The sequence below is a fragment of the Streptomyces sp. NPDC002838 genome (genome assembly GCF_040295365.1).
Classification (GTDB): domain Bacteria; phylum Actinomycetota; class Actinomycetes; order Streptomycetales; family Streptomycetaceae; genus Streptomyces.
Genome location: NZ_JBEOVF010000028.1, coordinates 94,889 through 116,003 on the forward strand (window position 1 = coordinate 94,889; position 21,115 = coordinate 116,003).

19 protein-coding genes are annotated in these 21,115 nt (G+C 68.7%); 14 read left to right on the forward strand and 5 right to left on the reverse strand.

Annotated features, from left to right (window positions below; genetic code table 11):
* Positions 1–27: 27 nt before the first annotated feature.
* The 6 genes from ABT063_RS30745 (at position 28) to ABT063_RS30770 (ending at position 5,180) form a co-directional block, all read left to right on the forward strand.
* Complete coding sequence (locus ABT063_RS30745) at positions 28–1,131, forward strand: inositol-3-phosphate synthase (RefSeq protein WP_351062783.1); 1,104 nt, start codon at positions 28–30, stop codon at positions 1,129–1,131.
* A 33-nt stretch (positions 1,132–1,164) separates the two neighbouring features.
* The gene (locus ABT063_RS30750; protein WP_351062785.1) at positions 1,165–1,770 is read left to right on the forward strand and encodes a DJ-1/PfpI family protein; all 606 of its coding nucleotides are present in this window, start codon (positions 1,165–1,167) and stop codon (positions 1,768–1,770) included.
* Entirely contained in the window at positions 1,767–2,507 is a 741-nt protein-coding gene (locus ABT063_RS30755) for an SDR family NAD(P)-dependent oxidoreductase (RefSeq protein ID WP_351062786.1), read from the forward strand. Before ABT063_RS30750 ends, ABT063_RS30755 begins: the two co-directional genes overlap by 4 nt.
* Complete coding sequence (locus tag ABT063_RS30760) at positions 2,507–2,938, forward strand: RidA family protein (RefSeq protein WP_351062788.1); 432 nt, start codon at positions 2,507–2,509, stop codon at positions 2,936–2,938. The genes ABT063_RS30755 and ABT063_RS30760 overlap by 1 nt, the downstream gene beginning before the upstream one ends.
* Positions 2,939–3,015: 77 nt before the next feature.
* Positions 3,016–4,470: a hypothetical protein gene (locus ABT063_RS30765; protein ID WP_351062852.1), complete on the forward strand. Its 1,455-nt coding sequence runs from the start codon at positions 3,016–3,018 to the stop codon at positions 4,468–4,470.
* On the forward strand, positions 4,467–5,180 hold the full coding sequence (locus ABT063_RS30770; RefSeq protein ID WP_351062790.1) for a histidine phosphatase family protein: 714 nt from the start codon (positions 4,467–4,469) through the stop codon (positions 5,178–5,180). The genes ABT063_RS30765 and ABT063_RS30770 overlap by 4 nt, the downstream gene beginning before the upstream one ends.
* Here the strand turns inward: ABT063_RS30770 and ABT063_RS30775 are convergent.
* Together ABT063_RS30775 and ABT063_RS30780 are read right to left on the reverse strand one after the other, a co-directional pair.
* Positions 5,170–6,633: a condensation domain-containing protein gene (locus tag ABT063_RS30775; protein WP_351062792.1), complete on the reverse strand. Its 1,464-nt coding sequence runs from the start codon at positions 6,631–6,633 to the stop codon at positions 5,170–5,172. The genes ABT063_RS30770 and ABT063_RS30775 overlap by 11 nt on opposite strands.
* The gene (locus tag ABT063_RS30780; RefSeq protein WP_351062794.1) at positions 6,626–7,279 is read right to left on the reverse strand and encodes a TylF/MycF/NovP-related O-methyltransferase; all 654 of its coding nucleotides are present in this window, start codon (positions 7,277–7,279) and stop codon (positions 6,626–6,628) included. The genes ABT063_RS30775 and ABT063_RS30780 overlap by 8 nt, the downstream gene beginning before the upstream one ends.
* A gap of 247 nt (positions 7,280–7,526) precedes the next feature.
* Between ABT063_RS30780 and ABT063_RS30785 the strand changes: the two genes are divergently transcribed.
* From ABT063_RS30785 to ABT063_RS30810, 6 genes are all read left to right on the forward strand, one after another.
* Positions 7,527–7,805, forward strand: a complete 279-nt coding sequence (locus tag ABT063_RS30785) for a phosphopantetheine-binding protein (RefSeq protein WP_351062796.1) — start codon at positions 7,527–7,529, stop codon at positions 7,803–7,805.
* 63 nt (positions 7,806–7,868) lie between these two features.
* Complete coding sequence (locus tag ABT063_RS30790) at positions 7,869–8,738, forward strand: class-II aminoacyl-tRNA synthetase family protein (RefSeq protein ID WP_351062798.1); 870 nt, start codon at positions 7,869–7,871, stop codon at positions 8,736–8,738.
* A gap of 68 nt (positions 8,739–8,806) precedes the next feature.
* On the forward strand, positions 8,807–9,934 hold the full coding sequence (locus ABT063_RS30795; RefSeq protein WP_351062799.1) for a nucleotidyltransferase domain-containing protein: 1,128 nt from the start codon (positions 8,807–8,809) through the stop codon (positions 9,932–9,934).
* 196 nt (positions 9,935–10,130) lie between these two features.
* The gene (locus ABT063_RS30800; RefSeq protein ID WP_351062801.1) at positions 10,131–10,628 is read left to right on the forward strand and encodes a hypothetical protein; all 498 of its coding nucleotides are present in this window, start codon (positions 10,131–10,133) and stop codon (positions 10,626–10,628) included.
* A 3-nt stretch (positions 10,629–10,631) separates the two neighbouring features.
* The gene (locus ABT063_RS30805) at positions 10,632–11,444 is read left to right on the forward strand and encodes an ABC-2 family transporter protein (RefSeq protein WP_351062803.1); all 813 of its coding nucleotides are present in this window, start codon (positions 10,632–10,634) and stop codon (positions 11,442–11,444) included.
* 71 nt (positions 11,445–11,515) lie between these two features.
* Complete coding sequence (locus ABT063_RS30810) at positions 11,516–12,262, forward strand: ABC transporter permease (RefSeq protein ID WP_351062854.1); 747 nt, start codon at positions 11,516–11,518, stop codon at positions 12,260–12,262.
* A 54-nt stretch (positions 12,263–12,316) separates the two neighbouring features.
* On the opposite strand, the gene ABT063_RS30815 is transcribed toward ABT063_RS30810, so the two are convergent.
* From ABT063_RS30815 to ABT063_RS30825, 3 genes are all read right to left on the reverse strand, one after another.
* Positions 12,317–13,954 carry a GMC oxidoreductase gene (locus ABT063_RS30815; protein WP_351062805.1) on the reverse strand — a complete coding sequence of 546 codons (1,638 nt, stop codon included), beginning with the start codon at positions 13,952–13,954 and terminating at the stop codon, positions 12,317–12,319.
* A gap of 106 nt (positions 13,955–14,060) precedes the next feature.
* Positions 14,061–15,335, reverse strand: coding sequence for a DegT/DnrJ/EryC1/StrS family aminotransferase (locus ABT063_RS30820; RefSeq protein ID WP_351062807.1), 1,275 nt, complete (start codon positions 15,333–15,335; stop codon positions 14,061–14,063).
* A gap of 314 nt (positions 15,336–15,649) precedes the next feature.
* Complete coding sequence (locus ABT063_RS30825) at positions 15,650–16,834, reverse strand: condensation domain-containing protein (RefSeq protein ID WP_351062809.1); 1,185 nt, start codon at positions 16,832–16,834, stop codon at positions 15,650–15,652.
* Between the two features lie 417 nt (positions 16,835–17,251).
* Here ABT063_RS30825 and ABT063_RS30830 point away from each other — a divergent pair, with 417 nt between their 5' ends.
* Both ABT063_RS30830 and ABT063_RS30835 read left to right on the forward strand, forming a co-directional pair.
* Positions 17,252–18,565, forward strand: coding sequence for an MFS transporter (locus ABT063_RS30830; protein WP_351062811.1), 1,314 nt, complete (start codon positions 17,252–17,254; stop codon positions 18,563–18,565).
* 700 nt (positions 18,566–19,265) lie between these two features.
* Positions 19,266–21,095 carry an amino acid adenylation domain-containing protein gene (locus tag ABT063_RS30835; protein ID WP_351062812.1) on the forward strand — a complete coding sequence of 610 codons (1,830 nt, stop codon included), beginning with the start codon at positions 19,266–19,268 and terminating at the stop codon, positions 21,093–21,095.
* The last annotated feature ends 20 nt before the right edge of the window (positions 21,096–21,115 follow it).

A 21,115-nucleotide genomic window follows, 5' to 3' on the forward strand; every position in this document is an offset into this window, starting at 1 on the left:
GCCACACTCTAGAGAAGGACTGATTCTGTGACGGCTCCCATCCGGCTGGCGACCGCCGGTGTCGGCAACAACATATCCGCGCTGTTCCAGGGCATGGAGTTCTACCGGAAGCTCAGCGCCCAGGGCCACCCCGAGAACGGCTTCCCAGGCGTCAAGAACGCCCGCATCGGCGGCATCGGCGTTAGCGATCTGGAGTTCGTCGCCGCGTTCGACCTGCACGAGAACAAGGTCGGCCACCCCTTCCACGAGGCAGTGCTGGCCGAGCCGAACAACTACCCGTTACTCGACGTCCCGTTGCCCGAGTGCCCCTTCACCGTACAGCCGGGTCTCACGCCGGACGACGCGGACCCCAGTTCAGTCGGGTTCAAGCGGGTCACCGAAGTACTGGCCGAGTCGGGGGCCGAAGTGCTCCTCTACTCGCTTCCGACCGGCCTGCAATGGGCCGCAGAGGCCTACGCGCTGGCGGCCCTCGAGGCGGGCGTCGCCTTCGTCAACTGCACGCCCGAGGTGGCGGCCCGCTCGGAGAACCTGATGTCCCGCTTCGAGGCCGCGGGCATACCGCTCGTCGGCGACGACCTCGCCAGCCATCTGGGCGCCTCGGTGGTGCACCGCGCGCTGCTGGGACTGCTGAGCGAGCGCGGCCTCACGCTGACCAGCTCCTACCAGCTCAATCTCGGCGGTAATGAGGACTTCCGGAACCTGCGCGACCAGGGGGCCAGCAAGCGCCAGTCGAAGATCAACGCGCTGGCCCAGGAGGGCGTGGACACCTCCAGTGTTGAGATCATCCCCTCGGCCGGCTTCGTGTCGCATCTGCGCGACAACAAGGTGGCCATGCTCAACATCGAGGGGCAGGGCTGGGCCGGTACGCCGGTCTCCATCGACCTCAAGCTGAAAGTACAGGACTCCAGCAATGCGGCCGGGGTCATCATCGACTTGGTCCGGATCGCCGCAGTGGCCCGGCGAGCCGGCGCCGCCGGCTTTCCGGCCGCCGCTGTCCGCGCGCTGAAGTCACCGTACGGCGGACACCCGAAGTACACGGGCGCCGACGTCGCACACTCCTTGCGCGCCCTCGAAGAGGCCGTGGCACGGCAGGCGGACACACCGCACCCCGGCGTACCGGAGAAGGGCTAGGCCCGGGATGGGATCGGACAGCCGGAGGTTGGCATGCTGCTGAGCGTTCTCGCGTACGACGGTGTCGACGACCTCGATCTCTTCGGCGCGTACTCGGTGCTGTGCAAGGGCGCGGACGCTGCCGCCGGGCGTGCTCCGGCGGTCTCGGTCCGGATCACCGCGGCGGACCGTGCGGTGACCACCTCCGCCGGCGTCCGGATCACTGCCGAGGACGATCTCGCCACGCTGGTGTCGTCGGACGCGGCAGTCGTGCCGGGGGGCCGCGGTGCCGTGGCGGCCGCGGGCACAGAGCAGGTCCTCGCCGCGCTGCGCGATGCCCACGCGCGGGGATGCCGTCTGTACGCGGTGTGCTCCGGGACGCTCCTCATCGCGGCCGCCGGTCTCGCCAAGGAGCGGGCGCTGGCGGTGCACCACGCGAAGGCCGATCAACTCCGCGCCGCGGGGGCACGCGAGGTGTCCGCGGGACTGGTGCGGTCGGACGGCATCTGCTCGGTGGGCGGCGACCGCTCGCCGTCGGTCAAGTCGGTCGACGCGGCCTTCGCCGTGCTCGCGGATCTGCTGCCGGACACCGTGCACGCGGTGTGCAGCCGGATGGAGCTGATACCCGGCCGCCGGGCCACGGCAAGGCTCGTCCCGTGACAGGCCGGCGCCGGATCCTGATCACCGGCGCGTCGCGGGGTATCGGCCGGGCGACCGCGAAGGCGCTGGCCGCCCGCGGGTTCGATCTCGCGCTGTGGGCGCGGACCGAGCGGGATCTGGCCGACACCGCGCGCGAACTGGCCGCCGGCGGCACGAACGTCCGTACCGCCGTGGTGGATGTGGGCGACGCCGACGCGGTGCGGCGGGCGGCCGCAGCGTCCTGCGCGGATCCCGGCGGGCTCGCGGGGCTGGTACTGAACGCAGGCGCGGGCGTATGGACACCGCTGTCGGACCTGGGCCCGATCGAATGGCATCGAACCATCCGTACGAACCTGGACGGCGCCTTCCACGCTCTGACCGCGGCGATGCCCTCCCTCATCGCCGGACGGGGACTGATCGTTGGGCTCCTGTCCGACTCCGTACTCCACCCCTTCCCGGAACGCGCCGCCTACAGCGCGGCGAAGTCCGGCATGCGCGCCCTGCTCGAAGTGGCCCGCCGCGAACTGCGCCAGAACGGCGTCCGGGTGAGCCTGGTACTACCCAGCCGGGTGGATACCTCCTTCCAGGGCGCCCACCGCGAGGCCGGCCCCGGTACCCGTCCGGGCGCGCTGTCCGCGGCCGATGTCGCACAGGTCGTTGCCGCGCTGTACGAAACACCGGCCCACGTGGAGATCCGCGAGACCCACGTCGCGGCGACGACCTCCACGTTCGGCCCCTTTCCCGAACGGAGTGAGTAGTGAGCAACATCGCACAGTCGGTCGTACCGTCAGGCCATTCGAAGCCGATCGGGCGGTACTCGCCGGGCCTGTCCTGCCGGATGACCGGCTCCTCCCGCATGGTGTTCGTCTCGGGGCAGGTGGCCACCGACGCGCAGGGCACCGTGCTGTCGCCCGGCGATGCCGGCGGGCAGGCGGAGGCCGTCTTCGACAACATCCGAACGGTGCTTCAAGCAGCCGACGCGAGCCTTTCCGATCTGGTGAGCGTGCAGATCTTCCTGGCCGACGTGGTACGCGACTTCCCCGCGGTGTCCGCAGTGCGCAACCGGGTTCTCGGCGAGCCGGCACCGGCCAGCGTGCTCGTTGAGGTCTCCCGGCTCGCCGAGGACGGCTGCCTCGTAGAGATCAGCGGCGTCGCCATCGTCGACGACAGGCCCGGAGCGGCCCGGTGAGCGGCGCCACGGCAGACGGCGTCCGGTCACCGGGCCCGCCGGTGACCGCCGCGGCCGCGGGCAGTGCCGGCTTGAGCATGCGTTCCAGTGCGGACGGCTGGCGCGGCGTCATCGGTGAGGAATTTCGTCCTTCGTACGTCGGAGAGCTCGCCCGAGCGGTGGTCGACACAGTCCGTGCAAGCGGCCCGTGCGACAGGGTGCTCGTCACGTACGACGGGCGGCGCGACGGCGAGGCGGCTGCCCGGCACGTGGTGGCCCACTGCCTCGACGCCGGTCTGCGGGTGCGTCTGGTTCCGCACCTGCCCACGCCGTCGGCCTCACGGGCGGTGGCTGGCGGAACCGTCGACCTGGCGCTGCTCGTCACGGCGAGCCACAATCCGCCTGCCTACAACGGCCTGAAGGTGAAGGTGTCACCGGGCGGCTCGCTTTCCCGCGCGGCCGAGCGGGCCGTCGAGGCACGGTACGCGGATCAGGTAGGCCGGAGCGGGCCCCGTGGCCTTCCCTCCGCCGCCTGGGTGGACGAGGAGGACGCCACGGGTTGGATCGACGAGCACATCGACCACGTGTGGCGGGTCGGGGCGCCCGCTGTCCGGCCGGCCCGGGTGGTGGTGGACGGCCTGGGCGGCATCGCCGGAGAGCCGGTGGCCGCGCTGTGCACACGGCTCGGCTGGACGGTGCACCGGATCGGCTGCGCGGTCGACGAGGACTTCGGCGGCCTCGTCCCCGACCCGTCGATGCCGCAGGCACGCCAGCGTGCGGCACACCGGGTCCAGGAGGTTGGCGCCGATTTGGGCATCGTGCTCGACGGCGACGGTGACCGGGTCTATCTGCTCGACCGCACCGGCGACACCGTTCACCCGCACGAACTGTTCGGCATGCTGCTGGAGCACCGGGGGAGAACGGGCCGTGGCCACCCGGGAAGGCCGGTCGCGGTGACGGTGTCCGCCGGCACCGCCGCACGCCACGGCGCGGACCGCCTCGGCAAGCCGGTGCGCGAGTGCCCGGTCGGCTTCAAGCACCTCTCACCACTGCTTGCGGGCGGGGAGATCGACGCGGCCTGCGGAGCAGTCGGCGACATGGCGTTCGCCGAATTCGGCATCGACCGCGATCCGCTGTCCATCCTCGTGCTCCTGGCGGATCTGCTCGCCCGGTCCGGTGCGGCACTCCACGAACTCACCGCCGACGTGCGGCGAGCGGTCGGCCCACTGGAGTGGGTCGAGACGCGGATCGGCATGCCCGCCGCCCCGGAGCTGCTGATCGCTACGGGGGCGTCCGCCGTGGCCGCGCTCGGTATTGGCGACGTCATGCGGACAACCGCCGTCGACGGCATCAAGCTGTGGGTGGCGGACGGCCAGTGGCTGCTGCTGCGACCGTCGACGACCGAGCCCTTCGTGCGGGTGTACGGCGAGTTGCTCGGGCAGCGCATCGGCGCCGCAGATGTGCACGGGGCCGTCGCCCGGGCCCTCGACGAGTCGGTCGCGGCGGTGCTGGGCACCGGGGACGATACCGGGCTAGGGGGTACGCCCCGGTGACCGCTCACCCGTGGGAGCTGGTGCTCGTCCGCCACGGCCAGACCCCCTGCACGCTCGCCGGCCGCTTCTGCGGTGCGCACGACCCCGCCCTCACAGAGGTCGGCCAACACATGGCCGAACGGCTCGCGACGCACCCCGCGGTGCGCAAGGCGGACCGGGTCGTAACGAGCCCCATGACCCGCGCGGTGGCCACAGCGGGCCTCGCGCTCGCGGGCTCGGGCCGGAACCCTGCCGTGGACGACCGGCTGCGCGAGCTGTCGTTCGGCGGCTGGGAGAACCGGCTGCCCCGTGAGGTCGGCGAGGCGGAGGGGGACGCGCTGGCGCGCTGGCGCGGCGATCCCGCTCTCCACGCCCCGCCTAACGGGGAGTCGGGGCTGCAGGTGATGGCGCGAGCTGTCGCTTGCGTACGTGAGGTCATGGGCACGGCCGGCTCGGTCGTTCTCGTCTCCCACAAGGCCCCGATCCGGCTCGTCCTGGCGTACTTCCTGGGCATCCCGCCCGCTCGGTACCGTGACATCGGCGCGGTACCGGTGGGGTCCGTCTCCCGGCTGCGGCTGACGCGGGACCGGGCGGAGGTGCTGTCGCTCGGCGACGTGTCGCATCTGCCGGAGGACTGGCGCCTCGACCCAGACCGGGCGTGCCCCCTGCCGGAGGGCGGTCTGCTGCCCACCGGGGGCCGCGGCGACGGCTCGGCAGGTGTCACGGAGTGAGAGCCGCGGGGCCGCCGGCGCTGTGGAACGCGTCCAGGCGGCCAACGGACGACAGGGGAAGGTGGCTGTGCGAGACGGCATGAATCGACAGGCGTTCCAAGTCCTTCAGGAAACCTGATATCTCGTCCCGGGACAGGAACTCCAGCCCCGCTCTTAGGGCGACCGTCATTGTTCCGGGTCCGCTCTCCCACACGCTCAAGAACAGCTTCATGTCCTCGTGCCGCAGCCTGCGCTTGAACTCCAGTCGCGTGCCCGCGGCCAGTCGGTGCAGCTGGCCGGTGCCGGCCTCCGGGCCGGGGGCCGCGCCCTCGCGCGGCGGCTGCTCCTGCGCCTGCGGCAAGGAGATGTTGACGGCACAGGCCAGGTCGGCGGCTCTGCCCGTCCGCTCCCGGAAGCGTTCCAGCGTCCGGGCGAGGTCATCTGGGTCGTACTGGCCACAGAGCCCTGCGAGCAGGACGGTCTGCGAGGTCCGGTCGACGATCTCGGAGATGGTCAGGTCCGCCACGCGCACGCAACTGGGGAAGTCCTGCACGACCGTTCCGGACAGAGGTGTGGAGTTCTTGTCGAAGCGGTTGTGGGAGAACAGCAGGAGTCCGACCTCGGAGGTGCCCGACTTGATGCCGAGGAGCGCTGACGCCAGCGCCACGACCACCGACCACGTGGTCGCCCCGCAATGGGCGGCGATGCGGCCGACCGCCTCGTGGAGCGCCCGCGAGTGCATGAAGATCTCTTCGTGATCGGCGTTCGCCTCCCCGCTGCGGGGGCGCAGCAGAGCGGGAGGGAATCTCTCGATCTGTTTCTCCCAGTGCTTGACGGCCCTGAGGGATCTGCGCCTGCCCTGTTCCCCGGCCTCAAGGGCAGCCCTGTCCAACGGCTGCAGGATGTCCTGCGACGGCATCCAGTCCGCCGTGCCCGCCGCGAGCATCTCCGTCAGCTCCTGCGCGATCGTGTCGGCACTGTGGCGGTCGGCGGCCATGTGGAACAGCACCATGACGGCGTATCGGGGAACGCCCGCGTCGGTCACGATGCCGAAGCGGCAGGAGAGCTCCGGAAGGGTGAATGGCAAGGCGGTCAGCCGCTCGGTGAGCCGGGCGGCTGCGTCGCGGAGGCATTCTTCCCCGACCTCGGCCACTTCCACGCGAAGGGTCCCCTCGGCGACGACCACCTGCCGGGGAACGTTCCGTTCATCGGAGCAGAATCGGGTACGCAGCGTCTCGTGCCGCTCGACGAGCCTCGTCAGGGCGGCCATCACCGCATCCAAGCGGCATTCGGGCACTGCGACCAGGCGCTGAAGGTTCAGGTGGTTAAAGTGTGGGGCCTGCGACGCGACGGCCTTCCATATCCACTTCTGGCCCCAGGTCAAAGCGGAGGAACCGGAGCGCTCCCCGTGGAACGTCAGCGTGCGGAACGAGCCGGTCGAGTCCCCGCGCATCCCGGCCGCGCTCTCAGACATGGCGGTAGACGCCGAACGGGAGGTCACTGTCGTGGATGACGGCCTGGACCGGTGAGGGCTTGCCGAAGAAGTCGTCGCAGGCGGTCTTGACCCCGGGCAGGCCATTCCAGGCCTTCGGGTTGGCTTCCAGATCCGCGTAGTCGTCGATGATGAGTACGGCGCCCGGGCTGAGCCGCGGTACGCAGTGCTCCAGGCTGGTGACTATCGACTCGTAGAAGTCGCCATCCAGGTAGCCGAACGCGATGGAGTCCGGCAGAGAATACGGCAGGGTTTCTTCGAACCACCCTTCATGGATGGCCGGGTGCCTCTTCCCCCAGCGGGCGTGCGTGTCGAGTACGTCGTCCGGAGATGCCCGTAACTCTCCTTCGACCACATGGTCCGAGTCGTGTGCGCCGGGGCTCGGCATTCCCTGGAAGGAATCGTAGACATGGATCTCCCGGGACAGGTCGCCGAGACTGTCCAGCACTGAGCGGGTCCAGACCGCCATCGCTCCTCTGTGGCAGCCAAGTTCGACGAATGTCCCGGGCACGCCGGACTCCGAAACCTCCTGGATGTACGGAGTAATGCAGTTGATGCGCTCCTCGGAAATCGTCAGACCGTGGTCAGCGAGCAGCTCTCGGCTCAATTCCCGAAGCGAAGAATCCATGAGGTCTCCAGTCCCGTTGCTCTGCGGTCCGTCCCAGACCTACCCGGTCTCGCCGACCACGATCGGTCCATGATGAGGCGGTCCTCGAACCGACCCGATGCTAGCGTCGTCCAGACCTTCGTCAAGGGGCTGAACGAAGGTCTTGACGAACTATCGGGTGCATGCCAACGTTGATCCATGTGCTGTCAAGCACCTTGTATCGAGCACCAGTTGAGCGCTTGGCGGCGTAGCCAAGGAGAGCCCATCAGTGCCAGAGGTAGCCGAACCCGAAGCGCCGGAGGACCGGGGCATCGAGATGCGTCTTCGCGCACTCGTCCTGGAGGATTCAAAGACAGGTCAGTTGCGGGATACCCTGACCTTCGACACTGATCTGTGGAATTCCGGAATGGATTCCATGGCCAGCGTCCGGCTCCTGGTCGCGATCGAGGAGGAATTCGGGATCGAATTTCCCGATGAATTGCTCACCCGGTCCACGTTCACCAGCATCACCACTATGGCGTCGGCCGTCCGTTCCCTGCGGACGTGAGTCACCCGCTCTCCGTGTCGGCCCGGTGAACGCACGGACAGCCTCTCCCGGAGGGACAGCGCAGTGAACTTGTACACGGAGAGCACCACGGACGATCCGTTCCCGTCGGCACCGGACGGGGGCGACGCCCCGTGGTCGGTCCTGTTGTCCACGGGAAGCGACGAGCGCATCTTCACCGGCCTGCGCCATGGTCTGACCCGCCTAGCCGCCGCACACCGGCCGATGCGGCTGTTCGCTCCGCCTGTAATCTCCGAGGACATCGTGTCGCGCGCGGGCTACACCGAGTCGTTTCCTCATCTGCTCGGCAAGGTGTACGCACGGAGCGACTCCGCGGCCGGCCGGGACGGCCGGGGCGAGGAACCCACGGGCCTGACGCTGACGCCCGCCGTGTGCCATCACGTCTACCCACTGTTGTCCGGTCACCGCATCGACGAACCGCGGTTCTTCATGGCCGAGGGCGACTGTTACCGGCATGAGGCGACCGCGGAGCCCGGTCGCCTGCGCAGCTTCAGAATGCTCGAGGTCGTCATGGTCGGCCCGCCCGCGCAGTGCCGTTCCTGGCGTGATGCCATGCTTGGTCGGGCGCGTGACTGGCTGACGGCTCTCGGCCTCGACCACACGGCGGAGGTCGCGAACGATCCGTTCTTTGGACGGGCGGGCATCCTCCTCGGCCGTGCTCAGCTGGAGGAAGAGCTGAAGTGGGAGCTGCGGGCCGAGGTGGACCGCGACGTGCGGCAGGCAGTGGCATCGTTCAACTACCACAAGGACCACTTCGGTGAGGCGTTCTCCCTCGTCGGCCCCGCCGACGAACGGGCACACAGCTCCTGCGCGGCGTTCGGACTCGACCGGCTGGCCCTGGCACTGACGCTCCGGCACGGAACGAACATGGACGACTGGCCGGCGGACGTCAGGTGCCTGCTGGACCCGTCGTGACGCCCCCTCCCCCGGCTACCCGGCCGGGCCGGTGCGACTCGGGAACTTCGACGAAGGTAGTCACTCGGATGAAGGTCGAAGACAAGCTGCTGCTCTGGCTGGCACGCCTGGATCCGGACGAGGATCGGATCCGGGCGTGCAGAAAGCTTCTCGGCGAACATGCCGTGGATTTCGACTGGGGACACTTCCTCGACCAGGCTGCCCGGCACCGGGTTCTGCCGCTCATCGCTCGCAACCTTCTGCGCCACCATCTTCACCTTGGTGACCGGGGATTGGCCCTGGTCCCCTACCAATGGCTCTTCGAGAGCGCCTACTACGGCAACCGGAGCCGCAACCGCGGTCTCGCTGACGCTTTCGGCACGGTGATCCGTGAACTCACCTCCGCCGGAATCCGTTACGCAGTCCGTAAGGGCCCGGTCGTCATCGAGCGCTTGTACCGTGATCCGGGACTGCGGCGCATGTCCGACCTCGACCTCCTCGTCGAGCGCGAGGCCGCGCCGGAGATCGGGTCCCTCCTCAAGAGCCTCGGCTACTCCCAGGGACGGGTGTCGGAGAACGGGCAGGCCGTGGAGGAGTACAGCCGGACGGCGCGGATCTTCTGGCGCATGAACGTGAATAACGAGCTGCCGTACGTGAAGATGGCGAACGTCGACCACATCCAGGCGTTCCACGTAGATCTCTGCCTGAACATATTCCAGCCGCTCTCCGAGAGCTCGGTGGAGGTCGCGGATCTGCTGGACCGCAGAATCGGCACGGTCGTGTGTGGCGAGAACAGCTACGCGCTGGCCCTGGAGGACCAGTTCATCGATCTGTGCGCCCATCTCCACAAGGAGGCCACGACCCTTTTCTACATCGAGGAGGGGACCGACCTTCATGTCGTCAAGTTCCTCGACGTCGCCCTGAGCTACGCGGATATACAGGACCGAGGGGCGTGGCCATCGGTGTGTCGGCGAGTGGGTGATTACCACGCCGAGCGCAGCGTCTACTACGCGCTGCACCATGCCTCGCTGCTCTACCCGGACCTGGCCCCCCATGCCGGGTTCGACGAGTTGCGTCCAGCCGACTGCCGCTATCTCGACGAGTTCGGAGAACTGGACGGCAAGCCCCAGAAGTGGAGCAGTTCCTTCCTCGATCGGCTCTTCGACGCAGGTCGCAGGCTGGACGCCCGGGACGTTACCTCGATCCCCCGACTGTGATCGGCGATCCGGCCCCGTACAGCGTTCGTCATGATCAAGGACGCCACGACGTTGCAGAGAACGAAGGCGTGATGTCATGGCTCAGGCTCCGGTCATCGAGGCGCACGCTCTGCCCCGGGCCCCCGCACGACCGCGCGCCGTCCGGGCCTCGGCGGTGCTCTGCGCTCCCAGAAGCGCAACGCGCACAATCGGGGCGGTGTTCGGGCAGCGGACCCGGCTGTGCTGGGACCTGCCGGTGCGGGAGCCCTTCACCGTCCTCGGCGGCATCCAGGGCGTCGGGGAGGGCGAACACCGCGCCCGTCTCATGGAGTTCGACGCGCTGCTGGAGTCACCCTCCTTCCGGGACACCCGCGTGCGTCGCCCCTGCCTCGGCCGGCGCGTCCGCTGCGATCCGGCCTCCGACCTGCCGCACGACCCACCAGTGGTGTTTCTCGACGAACCGACCATCGGCATGGACGTGGTGGCGCGGCTCGCCGGACGCGGTCTGATGAGTCACGGTCGGATCGTGCTGGAGGGCTCGCTGGACGAGATACGGCGCCGGTTCGGCGGTGCCTGGCAGGTGCGGGTCACCCTCACCGAACCCGGCCTGCCCGTCGCGCCCCTGCCCGGCACAGGTCTGCTGCTCCGCAAGGGGCCCCGGCTGGTCTACCTCCAGGGCGCCGAACCGGCCGAGCCTGCGCTGCGGAGCGGCTGATCGATGACCACCGTGACCAGCGCGGCACGCGTCGCCCGTATCACCCCCCTCGGCGAACTGCTCGCCCCGCCCCGTATCACCGCCGGCCTGCTGCGCCTGGCCGTGCAACTCGTGCTGGTGGTCGCCCTGTGGCGGGGGCTGTACAGCCACACCAGCTCCGGAACCAGCGCAGGACTGACCCGCGAACAGGCGGTGACCTACGCCGTCCTGGCCGTTCTGGCCTCCCGGCTCCGGAGCCTCGACCGCTCCGCCGGCCGGGACACTGTCCTCCAGCACATACATTTCGGGTCGATCGTCTACTGGTTCCTCCGCCCGCTCTCGCCACGCCGCTACTACGCGCTGCGCGCCCTCGGCGACCAGCTCTACGGGCTGCTGTGGCTGCTGGCCGGCTACGCGATCTCCTGCGCCGCCGGGGTGGTGGAGCCCCCGGCCTCGGCCGCCGTCGCCGCCGTGTCGGCGCTGAGCCTGCTGCTCGGGCAGTGGGTGCTGTACTACTTGATGCTGATGATCGACCTGCTCTGCTTCTGGACGGTGCGCAACCAGGCGGCCCTGCTCATCCTGACTTTCGCCCAGAACCTCCTCTCGGGCATGTACGCGCCGCTGTGGTTCTTTCCCGACTGGTTCATCACGATGAGCGCGTTCCTGCCCTTCCAGGCCACCCTCGCCGTGCCGCTCTCCCTGCACGTGGGCCGGCTACCGATGTCCGACGCCTTTCCCCAGCTCGCCCTCCAGGCGGGGTGGGTGGTCCTGCTCGCCGTACTGGCCCGGCTGCTCTGGCACCGCGCCGCGCGGCGAGTCGTCTCGCAGGGAGGCTGACCGTGCCGAGAAGGGTCGTACCGGCCGTCGCGGTGGCCTGGCAGATCACCAAGCTCAACTTCCGTGCGCAGATGGAGTATCGCGTCGAATTCCTGATGAAGGTGGCGGTCGGCGCGGTCTGGCAGATCTCGGTGGTTGTCTTCGCCACCGTGCTGCTCAACCGGTTCTCCGGGATGGGCGGCTGGTCCGCCGCGGACGCGCTGTTGATCGCCGCCATGCGGATGCTCGCGCACGGGCTGTTCGTGCTGTTCTTCGGCCGAGTCCACTATCTCGCGATGCTGGTCCAGGAGGGGCTGATCGACGCGTGTCTGCTGCGTCCCATGCCCGTCTACCGCCAGATGCAGCTGAGCTTTTTCCCCACCAACGCCATCGGCGATCTCCTCGTCGCCGTGAGCCTGTTCGCCGGGGCGCTGGCGCGTAGTTCGCTGGAGTGGACGCCGGTCCGGATCGCGTTCCTGGCGGCGGCCGTCCTGGGCGGAATGCTGCTGGAGGCGGCCCTGTTCACGGCGCTGTCGAGCGCGGCACTGCACTTCCCCGCCACCAGCCACTGGAGCAACTGGCTGGAGGAGCTGATGGGGACCTTCGGCAGTTACCCGCTCAACGTCCTGCCGAAGGCCGTCTCGGGCGCCTTGACCTACGTCCTCCCTCTGGCGTTCATCGCCTACTTCCCCGCCGGAGTGCTCACCGGTCACGGTTCGGCGCTGGGCGTGCCGGTGTGGGTCGCCGCCTCCTCCCCCTTCTTCGGCATGGCCTCCTTCGTGGGCGCCCGTCTGCTGTTCAACCGGAGCCTTCGCCACTACACCGGCGTCAACGGCTGAAGGCACCGGGCCGGCCTTCGAACTGCCGTCGCCGGCGCCCGTCGTACGAACGCGTCAGTACGTTCCGTTCCGCACAAGCCCTGCCGCATACCGGCCTGCCCTGGCCGAGATCGCCATGATGGTGAGCGTGGGGTTCTGCCACGCGGCGGAGGGGAAACAGGCGCCGTCAGTGACGAAGACGTTCGGGCAGTCCCAGCAGCGGTTGTGGGGATCGACCACGGATGTGTCAGCGCTGGAGCCCATCCGGGCGCAGCCGAGATCGTGCACGTTCAACCCGGGCACGGTGAGCGCCTCCGACATGGCAGTAATACGCAGCCCCGCGATGGCGGCGGCCTCTTCGATTCTGCGTCGCATCGCAGCGTACAGATGCTGCTCGTGGGACCCGTACGCGCACTCGATGACCGGCATCGGAACGCCCCACTGGTCCCGCCGATCGCTCAACCTGACCCGGTTGTGCCTGTATGGCAGCATTTCCCCTTGGGCGTCGATGCTGCCCAGAGTGAGCCCCTGCGAGGTGAGCCGCTGCAGGTTCACCCACATCCCGAAGGGGCGCACGTCACCGTGATCTCCGGGTCGCGGCGGCACGACCAGGCCGCGCTGGCGGGGTGACCACTCGTAGCCGACGGCGTGCGAGTAGCCGTCGAGTACGCCTGTGGCCGACACCACGGGGTGGTCCATCAGTCCGCAGCCCAGCCAGCCACTGGAGTTGCCGAGCCCGAAGGGGTGGCGCGGGCCCCGCGAGTTGAGCATGAGCCGCGCCGTCTCGATGGTGCCGCCGCACAGGAAGACCACGCGGCCTGTCGCATGGTGCCGGGTTCCCTCCGTCGTGTCGACATAGCAAACGCCTGTCGCCCGGCCCGTCTCCGGGTCCACGGTCACCTCGGTCACGAAGGCGTTCGGCCGCAGCAGCAACCGGCCCGTCCGCTCGGCCGCCGCGAGGGCCGCGGCCTGCATCGTGAACCCCGGCCACTTGTCTCCCCCGCTCTCCGGCGGGATGTACCGGACCGGGACGGGGCGAGCGCCCGTGCGTGCGTAAGCCGTCTGGAAGTCTCGTTCGGCCGGCGTGAGCGGGTGCGGTGCGTGCTGGTAGACGCTGTCGGGGAGCTGCGGGATTTCTTCGGCGCTGCCCCGTAATCCCATGAGTTCCTCGACGGCGCTGTACGCGTCCGCCAGTTCCTCGTATCGCACCGGCCAGGACAGAGCGCAGTCATCAAGGTCGGGCGCGTCGAGTTCCCCGGGCGATAGTCGCAGCGCCGTGCCGCCCCAGGTCAGCGAACGTCCGCCGACCTGCATGCCTCGGATCCAGTAGTACGGCATGTCCGCCGGCGTCTGGTAGGGGTGCTGCGCGTCGTCGACGAAGAGGTGCGGGCCGCGGGGGACGAAGCCGGGGTGCCGTCGCTGGACGTGCCGGCTCGTCCACAGCCGCTCGGCGTCGTTCCCGGAACGGGCGAAGGCACTGCCGTCGAGCTGTGCGGTGAATCCGCCGTACTGGCTCGTGTCAGCGTTGGCGTTCGGACCGCGGACCTGGGGCGATCGGTCGGGAACCTCGTCGGCGGTCCGCGGCGGACCGGCCTCCAGGACGAGCGTGCGCAAGCCTGCCTCGGTCAGCTCCTTCGCCGCCCACGACCCCGCAAAGCCGGAGCCGACGACGACAGCATCGTATCCGACGTCGGCGCCACGGTCCGTCGTCACTGCTGCACCTCCGTGATCACTGTTCTCATGTGTCTGAAGTGGACAGCACATGACGTCCCCGAAGAAGGACGGCATCGCGGTCCGCCGCTTGTTTCGTTTGGCAGCCCTAGAGGGGGGTGGCGGATTCACGGCTGGCCGATTCCACCGCGCACAGGCTTGCCGCCTCCCGTTGCACCTTCTCGATCGCTTCGGGCAGCGCGTCGAAGGCTTGGTCGGGCGCGAGCAGCACCGGGTGGTGAAGCGTCAGCACCTCCAGGTGCGCCCGCTCCGTCTCGGGCAGGCCGCCAGCCGGCCCGTCCAGGCGGCCCGGATCGCGGCCTTCGAGGAGGAACCGCCGCTTCGTGCGCGGCCGGTAGAGCGGGTGCCGGTACATCGGGGGGTAGGGAGCTTGGAAGGGAAGACCGGTCTCGGCCGTCAGCGCGCGGGACACTGTCGTGGCTGTGACTCCGCCGAACGCCTCCCGGTCGATGCGTACGGCGTATTGGTAGTAGGTCCGCTCGGTCACGGATGGCAGTGCCCGCACGGGCGTCACGCCGGGCAGCTCTTCGAGGAGCTTGTCGACGACGGCCGCGTTCTCGGCGCGGCGCCGGTTCTGCTCGGGCAGGGCCTCCAACTGGGCGTCCAGCACCGCGGCGCAGAGTTCGGACATGCAGTAGTTGGTGCCTGCCACCGAGCAGTCGGCGACGAGCTCCGACTCGCCTTCGACAGGGTGGGGCGCGAATCGGCGGCCGTCCGAACGGAGCTGGGTGAGCCGGTCGGCGAGGGCGCCGTCCTGGCAGACGACGGCACCGCCCTCGCCCGAAGTCAGCAGCTTCCTTTCCTGCATGCTGAACGTGCCGGCGGCGCCCCACGTGCCCACCCGGCGTCCCCGCCAGGACGCTCCGTGGGCGTGGGAGCAGTCCTCGACGACAGGAATCCCGTGACGCTCACCGATCGCCAGGATCGCGTCGAGGTCGGCCACCGAACTGAAGAGGTGGACCACCACGATCGCCCGGGTGCGTTCGGTGATCGCCCTCTCGATCGCTGCCGGGGACGCGCACAGGGTGGCGGGATCGATGTCCACCATGACCGGGGTCGCGTTCACGGCGAGGACGGTCGACGCGTTCGCCACCCACGTCAGCCCCGGGACGATGACCTCGTCCCCGGCGCCGACATCGAGTGCTTCCAGGGCGATGACCAGAGCTGATGTCCCGTTCGTGGTGGGCACACAGTGGGGTGCCCCCATGAAGTCGGCGAAGCGGGCGGCGAACCGCTCCTCGGCCGATGGACGCCCCTGCCAGGCACCCGGCAAAGACCAGCGGCCGGATTCGAGGACGGCCTGCAGGTTGCGCAGTGCGTTCTGCGCGGGGCGAGGCCAGGCCGGAAGGGCGAAGTCTCCCACCGGCTGCCCTCCTTGGATGGCCAGCTTTGCCATAGCGACGTCCCTCCGGGAACGATGTACACGCGTTTTCCGACATGGTCGAGGGCTGGGTCGGTAGAGGTCGGGGCGAGGGCTGGGGCCCCGTGCGGAGCCAGGCCGCGCGGCGGCGTCGGGGGCGCACGCGTGGCTCCGGCCTGCTCGCGCTGCCACCGCGCCGGTGAAGCCGGCATCGCCCGCGCGGGCCGCGGGAGGAACGCAGCACGCTCCGCGTCACCCCACTCTTCGAGGCCGTCTGCCCCGGCTGCCACGACCTGGTGAGCCGAAGGTGAAGCGGCTCATGGGGTGATGCGCGACTCTCGAGCGAACCGCTCGCGGACACCGGACAGAAAGTCCTCGATCATGTCAGGTGACAGCAGGTTTGTCTCAAGTTTGAGCGCCGCTCCTCCCGTGCGCAGACACGGGTCGATCGCAAGGCCCATAAAAGGCCGGGCGGCACGTCGGATCGGCTCCCGTGAGACCACCGGACGATCCGGAAAGGGCGTCAGGTCGACACCTGCGCCAGGCGACGTGCCGGCTGCGGGGTCGAAGATGGCCCGCCTGTCGTTGAACTCCACGATCAGTGGGGCACCTTCCCGCCAGTCCGGCAGCAGGTCGTCCAGCACCTGGATGTGCTCCTCCGGCGGAAACTGGGCATGCTGGTACGCCATCAGGGAGAGCTCTCGTGTCTCGGCTGCGACCTTCTGCCATGTCCTCGTCGGTTCGGTGCATGGCATGGTCGTCGTGCTCTTCAACCGCGTCACAGAACGCATGCGTGCCGGGCTGAACCTGTTGGCACAGTGCAGTCTGACCAGAAAGGTCTCGACACCGAGTGCTGCGGACACCGCCTTGGTGTACGAGGCCAGCAGCAGCGCCGGCACACCGACCGAGAATCTCCGTGCCACTGCCTCAAGCTGTTGCGAGCTCAAACCCAGCGAGATGCCACCGAGATGGACCGACTCGTCGGGAAGAGCCGGCTTGCCCCGCGCCAAGCTGACGCTCTCCAGGAGGAGGGCGTCTGCCCGATGGTGGGCGATGGCCGCTTCCCTGCGCCGCTCCCCCGGCCTCCCGGACTCCCATTCCACCTGGTCGAGTTGCTGGAAGACACGGGGAAGGGCTGCTCGCTGGCCGCCGGGAGCACGCGTTTCCCGGACCAGTTCGTCCAGAAGATTCTCGAAGCCCCAGCCGTCGACGATGAGATGGGATGCGATCACAGCAAGGCGCTTCACGCTGTCACCGTCGGCCTGTACTCCGATGCGGTAGGCGACCTCGGTGGAGGTGTCCATCACCGTCCGGGGCAGTACGGACAGCAGAGAATTCCCGTCATCGTCGTTCGGCAAAGGATGGGACACCAGGAAAACGGGCACATTCACCCTCTCCTGGACGTCCTGGCGGACAGGGGAACCGTCTTCCTCGGCAAACAACGTCCGAAGAGATTCATGACGCTTCACCACGGTGCGAATCGCTTGCAGACAGTCGTCCAAACGGGGGCGGTGCGGGGTGGGCACAACGGCCTGAAGAAAGGGATCCCGACGCACATAGTCAATGATGTCCTGCTGGGCCCAGGCGAGTCTTCCGGATCTGGCATCGCATCCCGTGACGCTGATGTTCAGCTCCCGGACGCCCTCCGGACTAGCCATAAAATTCCCTCGCTCCAGTCGGCAATGCAGAAGTACCTCCACCCGATGGAGAAACGAAGCGGGTAAACGTCGGCCCGGTTTCGGGAATTCTCCGGACCGTTGGGCTCGGCAAGCGCTTGCAGCCTAGGCACAGCGCTTCCACGGCCGCAAGGGAATCAATTCCGGCCAGGACGGTGGCCAGAAAGCGCTTGCTCGCTGCGAGACACCCGTGCCAGGATGCAACAATTTTGCTAGTGCACCACTGATCAACCAGGGGGATTTGTGCGGCGTTTCACACAGAGGGACATTCACCCGCCCAAAGCCGACACGACTCCCCCGAAATCGATCCTGGCCCGCAATCGCCCATTCCTCCTCCTGTGGTCAGGGGAGTCGATCAGTCTCCTGGGCAGTGAGATCAGCGTCGTGGCGCTGCCGTCACTGGCGGTCCTCGTTCTCGGCAGCGGCGCCGCCGGGGTCGGCGCCCTCGTGGCCCTGCAGTGGCTGCCGTTCGTGCTGCTCGCGCCGATCATGGGCGTCTTCACCGATCGGCTGCGCCGGCGGCCCCTGATGCAGTTCGCCAACGTCGCCCGCTGCATCGTCCTGGGCTCGCTGCCCCTGGCCGCAGCCCTCGGCCACCTCACCCTGGCGCACCTGTACGCCGCCGCGTTGCTCAAGGGCGTCTTCGACGTGGTCTTCCAGCTCGCGTACCAGGCGTACATGCCGCACTTGCTCGACCGGGCCGACCTCGTCGAGGGCAACGTCAAGACCCAGCTGAGCCGGTCCGTCGCACTGACGGTGGGCAGATCGGCCGGCGGCGGCCTTGTGAGCCTGGTAGGCGCCGCCCGGGCGGTCGCGGTCGACGCGCTCTCCTATCTCGTCGCCGCTGTGATGCTGCTGTTCATCCGTAAAGAGGAGCCTCGCCCGGAGCCCGCCGGACGAGGCTTCGCCGCCACGCTCCGCGACATCCGGGGCGGCGTGGCGCTCACCCTCGGCAACCGCGTGCTGCGGTCCCTCACACTGATGGCCTCCTTCGGCAACATGGCGGTCTCGTCGACACTCGCGATGATCATCGTGTACGCGTACCAGGATCTGCACTTCTCCGCAGGGCAGCTCGGCCTGGCACTGAGCCTGGGCAGCCTCTCGGTGCTCTTGGGCGCGGCGCTGTCGCGGAGGATCAACGCGCGGTTCGGGATGGGGCGCACGCTAGTGCTGACCCACGCGCTGCTCGGCCTGGCGTTTGTACTGCTGCCTGCCGCCACGCTGGGCGGCAAGCCGTTCGCGTTCGCGGTCGTCGTGGTCTCCCAGAGCATCTCCGGCTTCACCGGACCGCTCACCAACGTGGCCGTGATCACGCTCTTCCAGAAGGCGACACCGGCGCGGGCGATGGGGCGCGTCAACGGTGTCGCCCTGCCGTTCATCTGGGGAGCCAACGCGCTCGGCCCGGTCATCGGCAGCGCCGTCGCCACGGCGACAGGGAACTCGGTCGCGTTCTTCCTCGCGACGCTGCTGGCCTGGGCCGCCATCGGGTGGATCTTCAAAGGTGCCGTCCAGCGGCTCACCGACGAGGTGCCGGAGCACCTCCGGGTAGCCGTGTGACCACGAGGCAGCGCGGACCGCTGTCCCGGCCGGCCGGCGGGGCCGTCGCGCCGTGACGGCCCCGGCCCCGCCCCCTCTCCCCCGGGTGCACTCCCGCCTTCCGTCCTCCGGCAGGAAAGAAGGCCGCACTGGTCTTCCGCATTGCGGTCGGAGGGGCTGCCGTGTCAATTCGGCTCAGCCGACCAAGAAAAACAGAAGATGATACCCGAAGCCGCCACGGTGGAGTCAAATGACCTCCACAGATGGAACTTGTGCCTCCTCTGATGAATTCGCGCTGGGCCCTTCCTGCCGCGCGCCCCGCAGAGCGCGTGAAGGAATCCGATATTGCGTGCACAACCACACTCCAGGAAAGGAATCAGCCATGTCCTGAAATCGATGTCCACATGTCGGACCATGTGGCTCGGCGGTCAGCCGCCGTCATATTTCCTGGTCGGATCGCATTTTGCGACACCGAAGCGCCGTCCCGCGACTGGCCGCATCTCATTCATCGCCAGGTGGGGGTTGCCTGTGAGGCGAGTGTCACGAGAGAATAAAGCCGCGCTGAGCCTATGGGTTCGGCTGCCAAGTCATCCCGACGGGCCGAGTGCATCCAAGATGTGCCCGTCCATTGAGAAACCCATCGATTGCCGGAACGTGACCGCTCCGCGCGCCGTTCCGCGTGCTTAATACCGCCGGATCGAGCCGAATGGATGAGGCATACATGGAGTTAGCGGAACGCACGCTTGTCACGTTGTTCGAGGGCGTGGTCGCACGGTTCTCGAGCAAGGTGGCGGTCACCGCGGACGACGGCGAACTCACTTATCGGGAACTGAACCGGCGGGCCGACCTGCTCGCGGGTGAACTGCGAACCGCCGGCGTGGGCCCCGGAGCTGCGGTGGCCCTGCTGGCCCCGCGCGGTGCCCGGCTGCTGATCGGCGTCCTGGGCATCCTCAAGGCGGGCAATGCCTATGTCCCCATCGACCCCGGCTATCCACCGGAGCGGATCGCTTGGACCGTCAAGGACAGCGGAGCGTCCGTCATCGTATCGACGTCCGAACTGGCCGAGACGGTCTCGGGCCAGGGGGCCGACGTCCTGTTGGTAGACCACCAAACGGCCGAGTCCGCGGACGGTCCGGCCCCCTCGGCAGAGGGCATCACGGCCCCCGATGGCCTGGCCTACGTCATCTATACCTCCGGGTCCACGGGCGTTCCCAAGGGCGTGCAGGTGGAGCACCGCAACGTCGTCCGCCTCTTCGATGTCACCCAGGAGCAGTTCGGCTTCGACGAGAACGACGTCTGGACGCTGTTTCATTCCGCGGCCTTCGACTTCTCCGTCTGGGAGATCTGGGGCGCCCTGCTGTTCGGCGGGCGACTCGTCGTCGTTCCGACGGAAACCGCGCGCTCGCCCGAGGCGTTCCACGAACTCCTGCGCCGCGAGCGGGTGACCGTCCTCAACCAGACGCCGTCCGCCTTCGGCCGGCTCGCGGCCGCCGACACGAAGTCCGCCGAACGCCTGACCAGCCTGCGGGTCGTCGTCTTCGGCGGTGAGCGGCTCGAACCGACGTCACTGGGCGACTGGATCGAACGCCACGGCGACAACGCCCCCCGCCTGGTCAACATGTACGGCATCACGGAGGCCACCGTCCACGCGTCCTACCGGCCCCTCACCGCGGCCGACCTCGACGCGCACGGCGTGAGTCCCATCGGTGACCCGCTGCCCGACCTGGTTTTCCACGTGCTCGGCGATGATATGCAGCCCGTGGCGGAGGGCGAGCCCGGCGAGCTCTACATCGAAGGCGCCGGCCTCGCGCGCGGCTACCTCGGGCGGCCGGACCTCAACAAAGAGCGCTTCGTCGACCACATCGCCTCCGACGGCACGGTGCGCCACTGCTACCGCACCGGAGACCGGGTCGTCCCGCTGCCCCAGGGCGGATACGGCTATCTCGGCCGCACGGACGACCAGATGAAGATCCGAGGCTACCGAGTGGAGCCCGGCGAGATCGAGGCAGTGCTCGCCGGTCACGCGGACGTGTCGGCAGCCGTCGTGGTGCCCCGCGACTACGGCGGTGGTGACGTGCGCGTGGTGGCCTACGTCGGCTCCGAAGCCGAGGCGGGTACACTCGCGCCTCAGCTCGGGCAGACGGCCGCCGCCGCCCTGCCTCCCCACATGCGCCCGTCCACGTACGTGGTCCTGCCCGAACTCCCGCTGACCCTCAACGGCAAGGTGGACAAGAACAGGCTGCCGGCCCCCGTGGCCGGCTCCGCGGCCGCGCCGGTCCACATCGTCGCCCACGACGGTCCGGAACTCACCGCCACACAGCGGCGCATTGCCGGGATCTGGCAGGCCGTCCTGGATGTACCCGAGGTACCGGGCGACGCGGACTTCTTCGATCTCGGTGGCACATCGCTGTCCCTGTTGCGCATGTTCGGCCAGGTCAACGAGGCTTTCGGGACCGACCTCGAGATCACCGTGCTGATCGACGGCGCAACGGTGGGGATCCTTGCCCGCCACGTCGACGACGCCCTGTCCGCGTCGGCTCCCACTGTCTGAGTTCCTCCGGCCCAACCGCT

What these genes read in the sequence shown, in the direction of transcription:
- ABT063_RS30810 (WP_351062854.1), top strand. Translation starts at nt 11,516, where the DNA reads ATGGAGTATCGCGTCGAATTCCTGATGAAGGTGGCGGTCGGCGCGGTC.
- ABT063_RS30795 (WP_351062799.1), top strand. Translation starts at nt 8,807, where the DNA reads ATGAAGGTCGAAGACAAGCTGCTGCTCTGGCTGGCACGCCTGGATCCG.
- ABT063_RS30835 (WP_351062812.1), top strand. Translation starts at nt 19,266, where the DNA reads ATGGAGTTAGCGGAACGCACGCTTGTCACGTTGTTCGAGGGCGTGGTC.
- ABT063_RS30780 (WP_351062794.1), bottom strand. Translation starts at nt 7,279, where the DNA reads ATGGATTCTTCGCTTCGGGAATTGAGCCGAGAGCTGCTCGCTGACCAC.
- ABT063_RS30765 (WP_351062852.1), top strand. Translation starts at nt 3,016, where the DNA reads ATGCGTTCCAGTGCGGACGGCTGGCGCGGCGTCATCGGTGAGGAATTT.
- ABT063_RS30750 (WP_351062785.1), top strand. Translation starts at nt 1,165, where the DNA reads ATGCTGCTGAGCGTTCTCGCGTACGACGGTGTCGACGACCTCGATCTC.
- ABT063_RS30805 (WP_351062803.1), top strand. Translation starts at nt 10,632, where the DNA reads ATGACCACCGTGACCAGCGCGGCACGCGTCGCCCGTATCACCCCCCTC.
- ABT063_RS30775 (WP_351062792.1), bottom strand. Translation starts at nt 6,633, where the DNA reads ATGTCTGAGAGCGCGGCCGGGATGCGCGGGGACTCGACCGGCTCGTTC.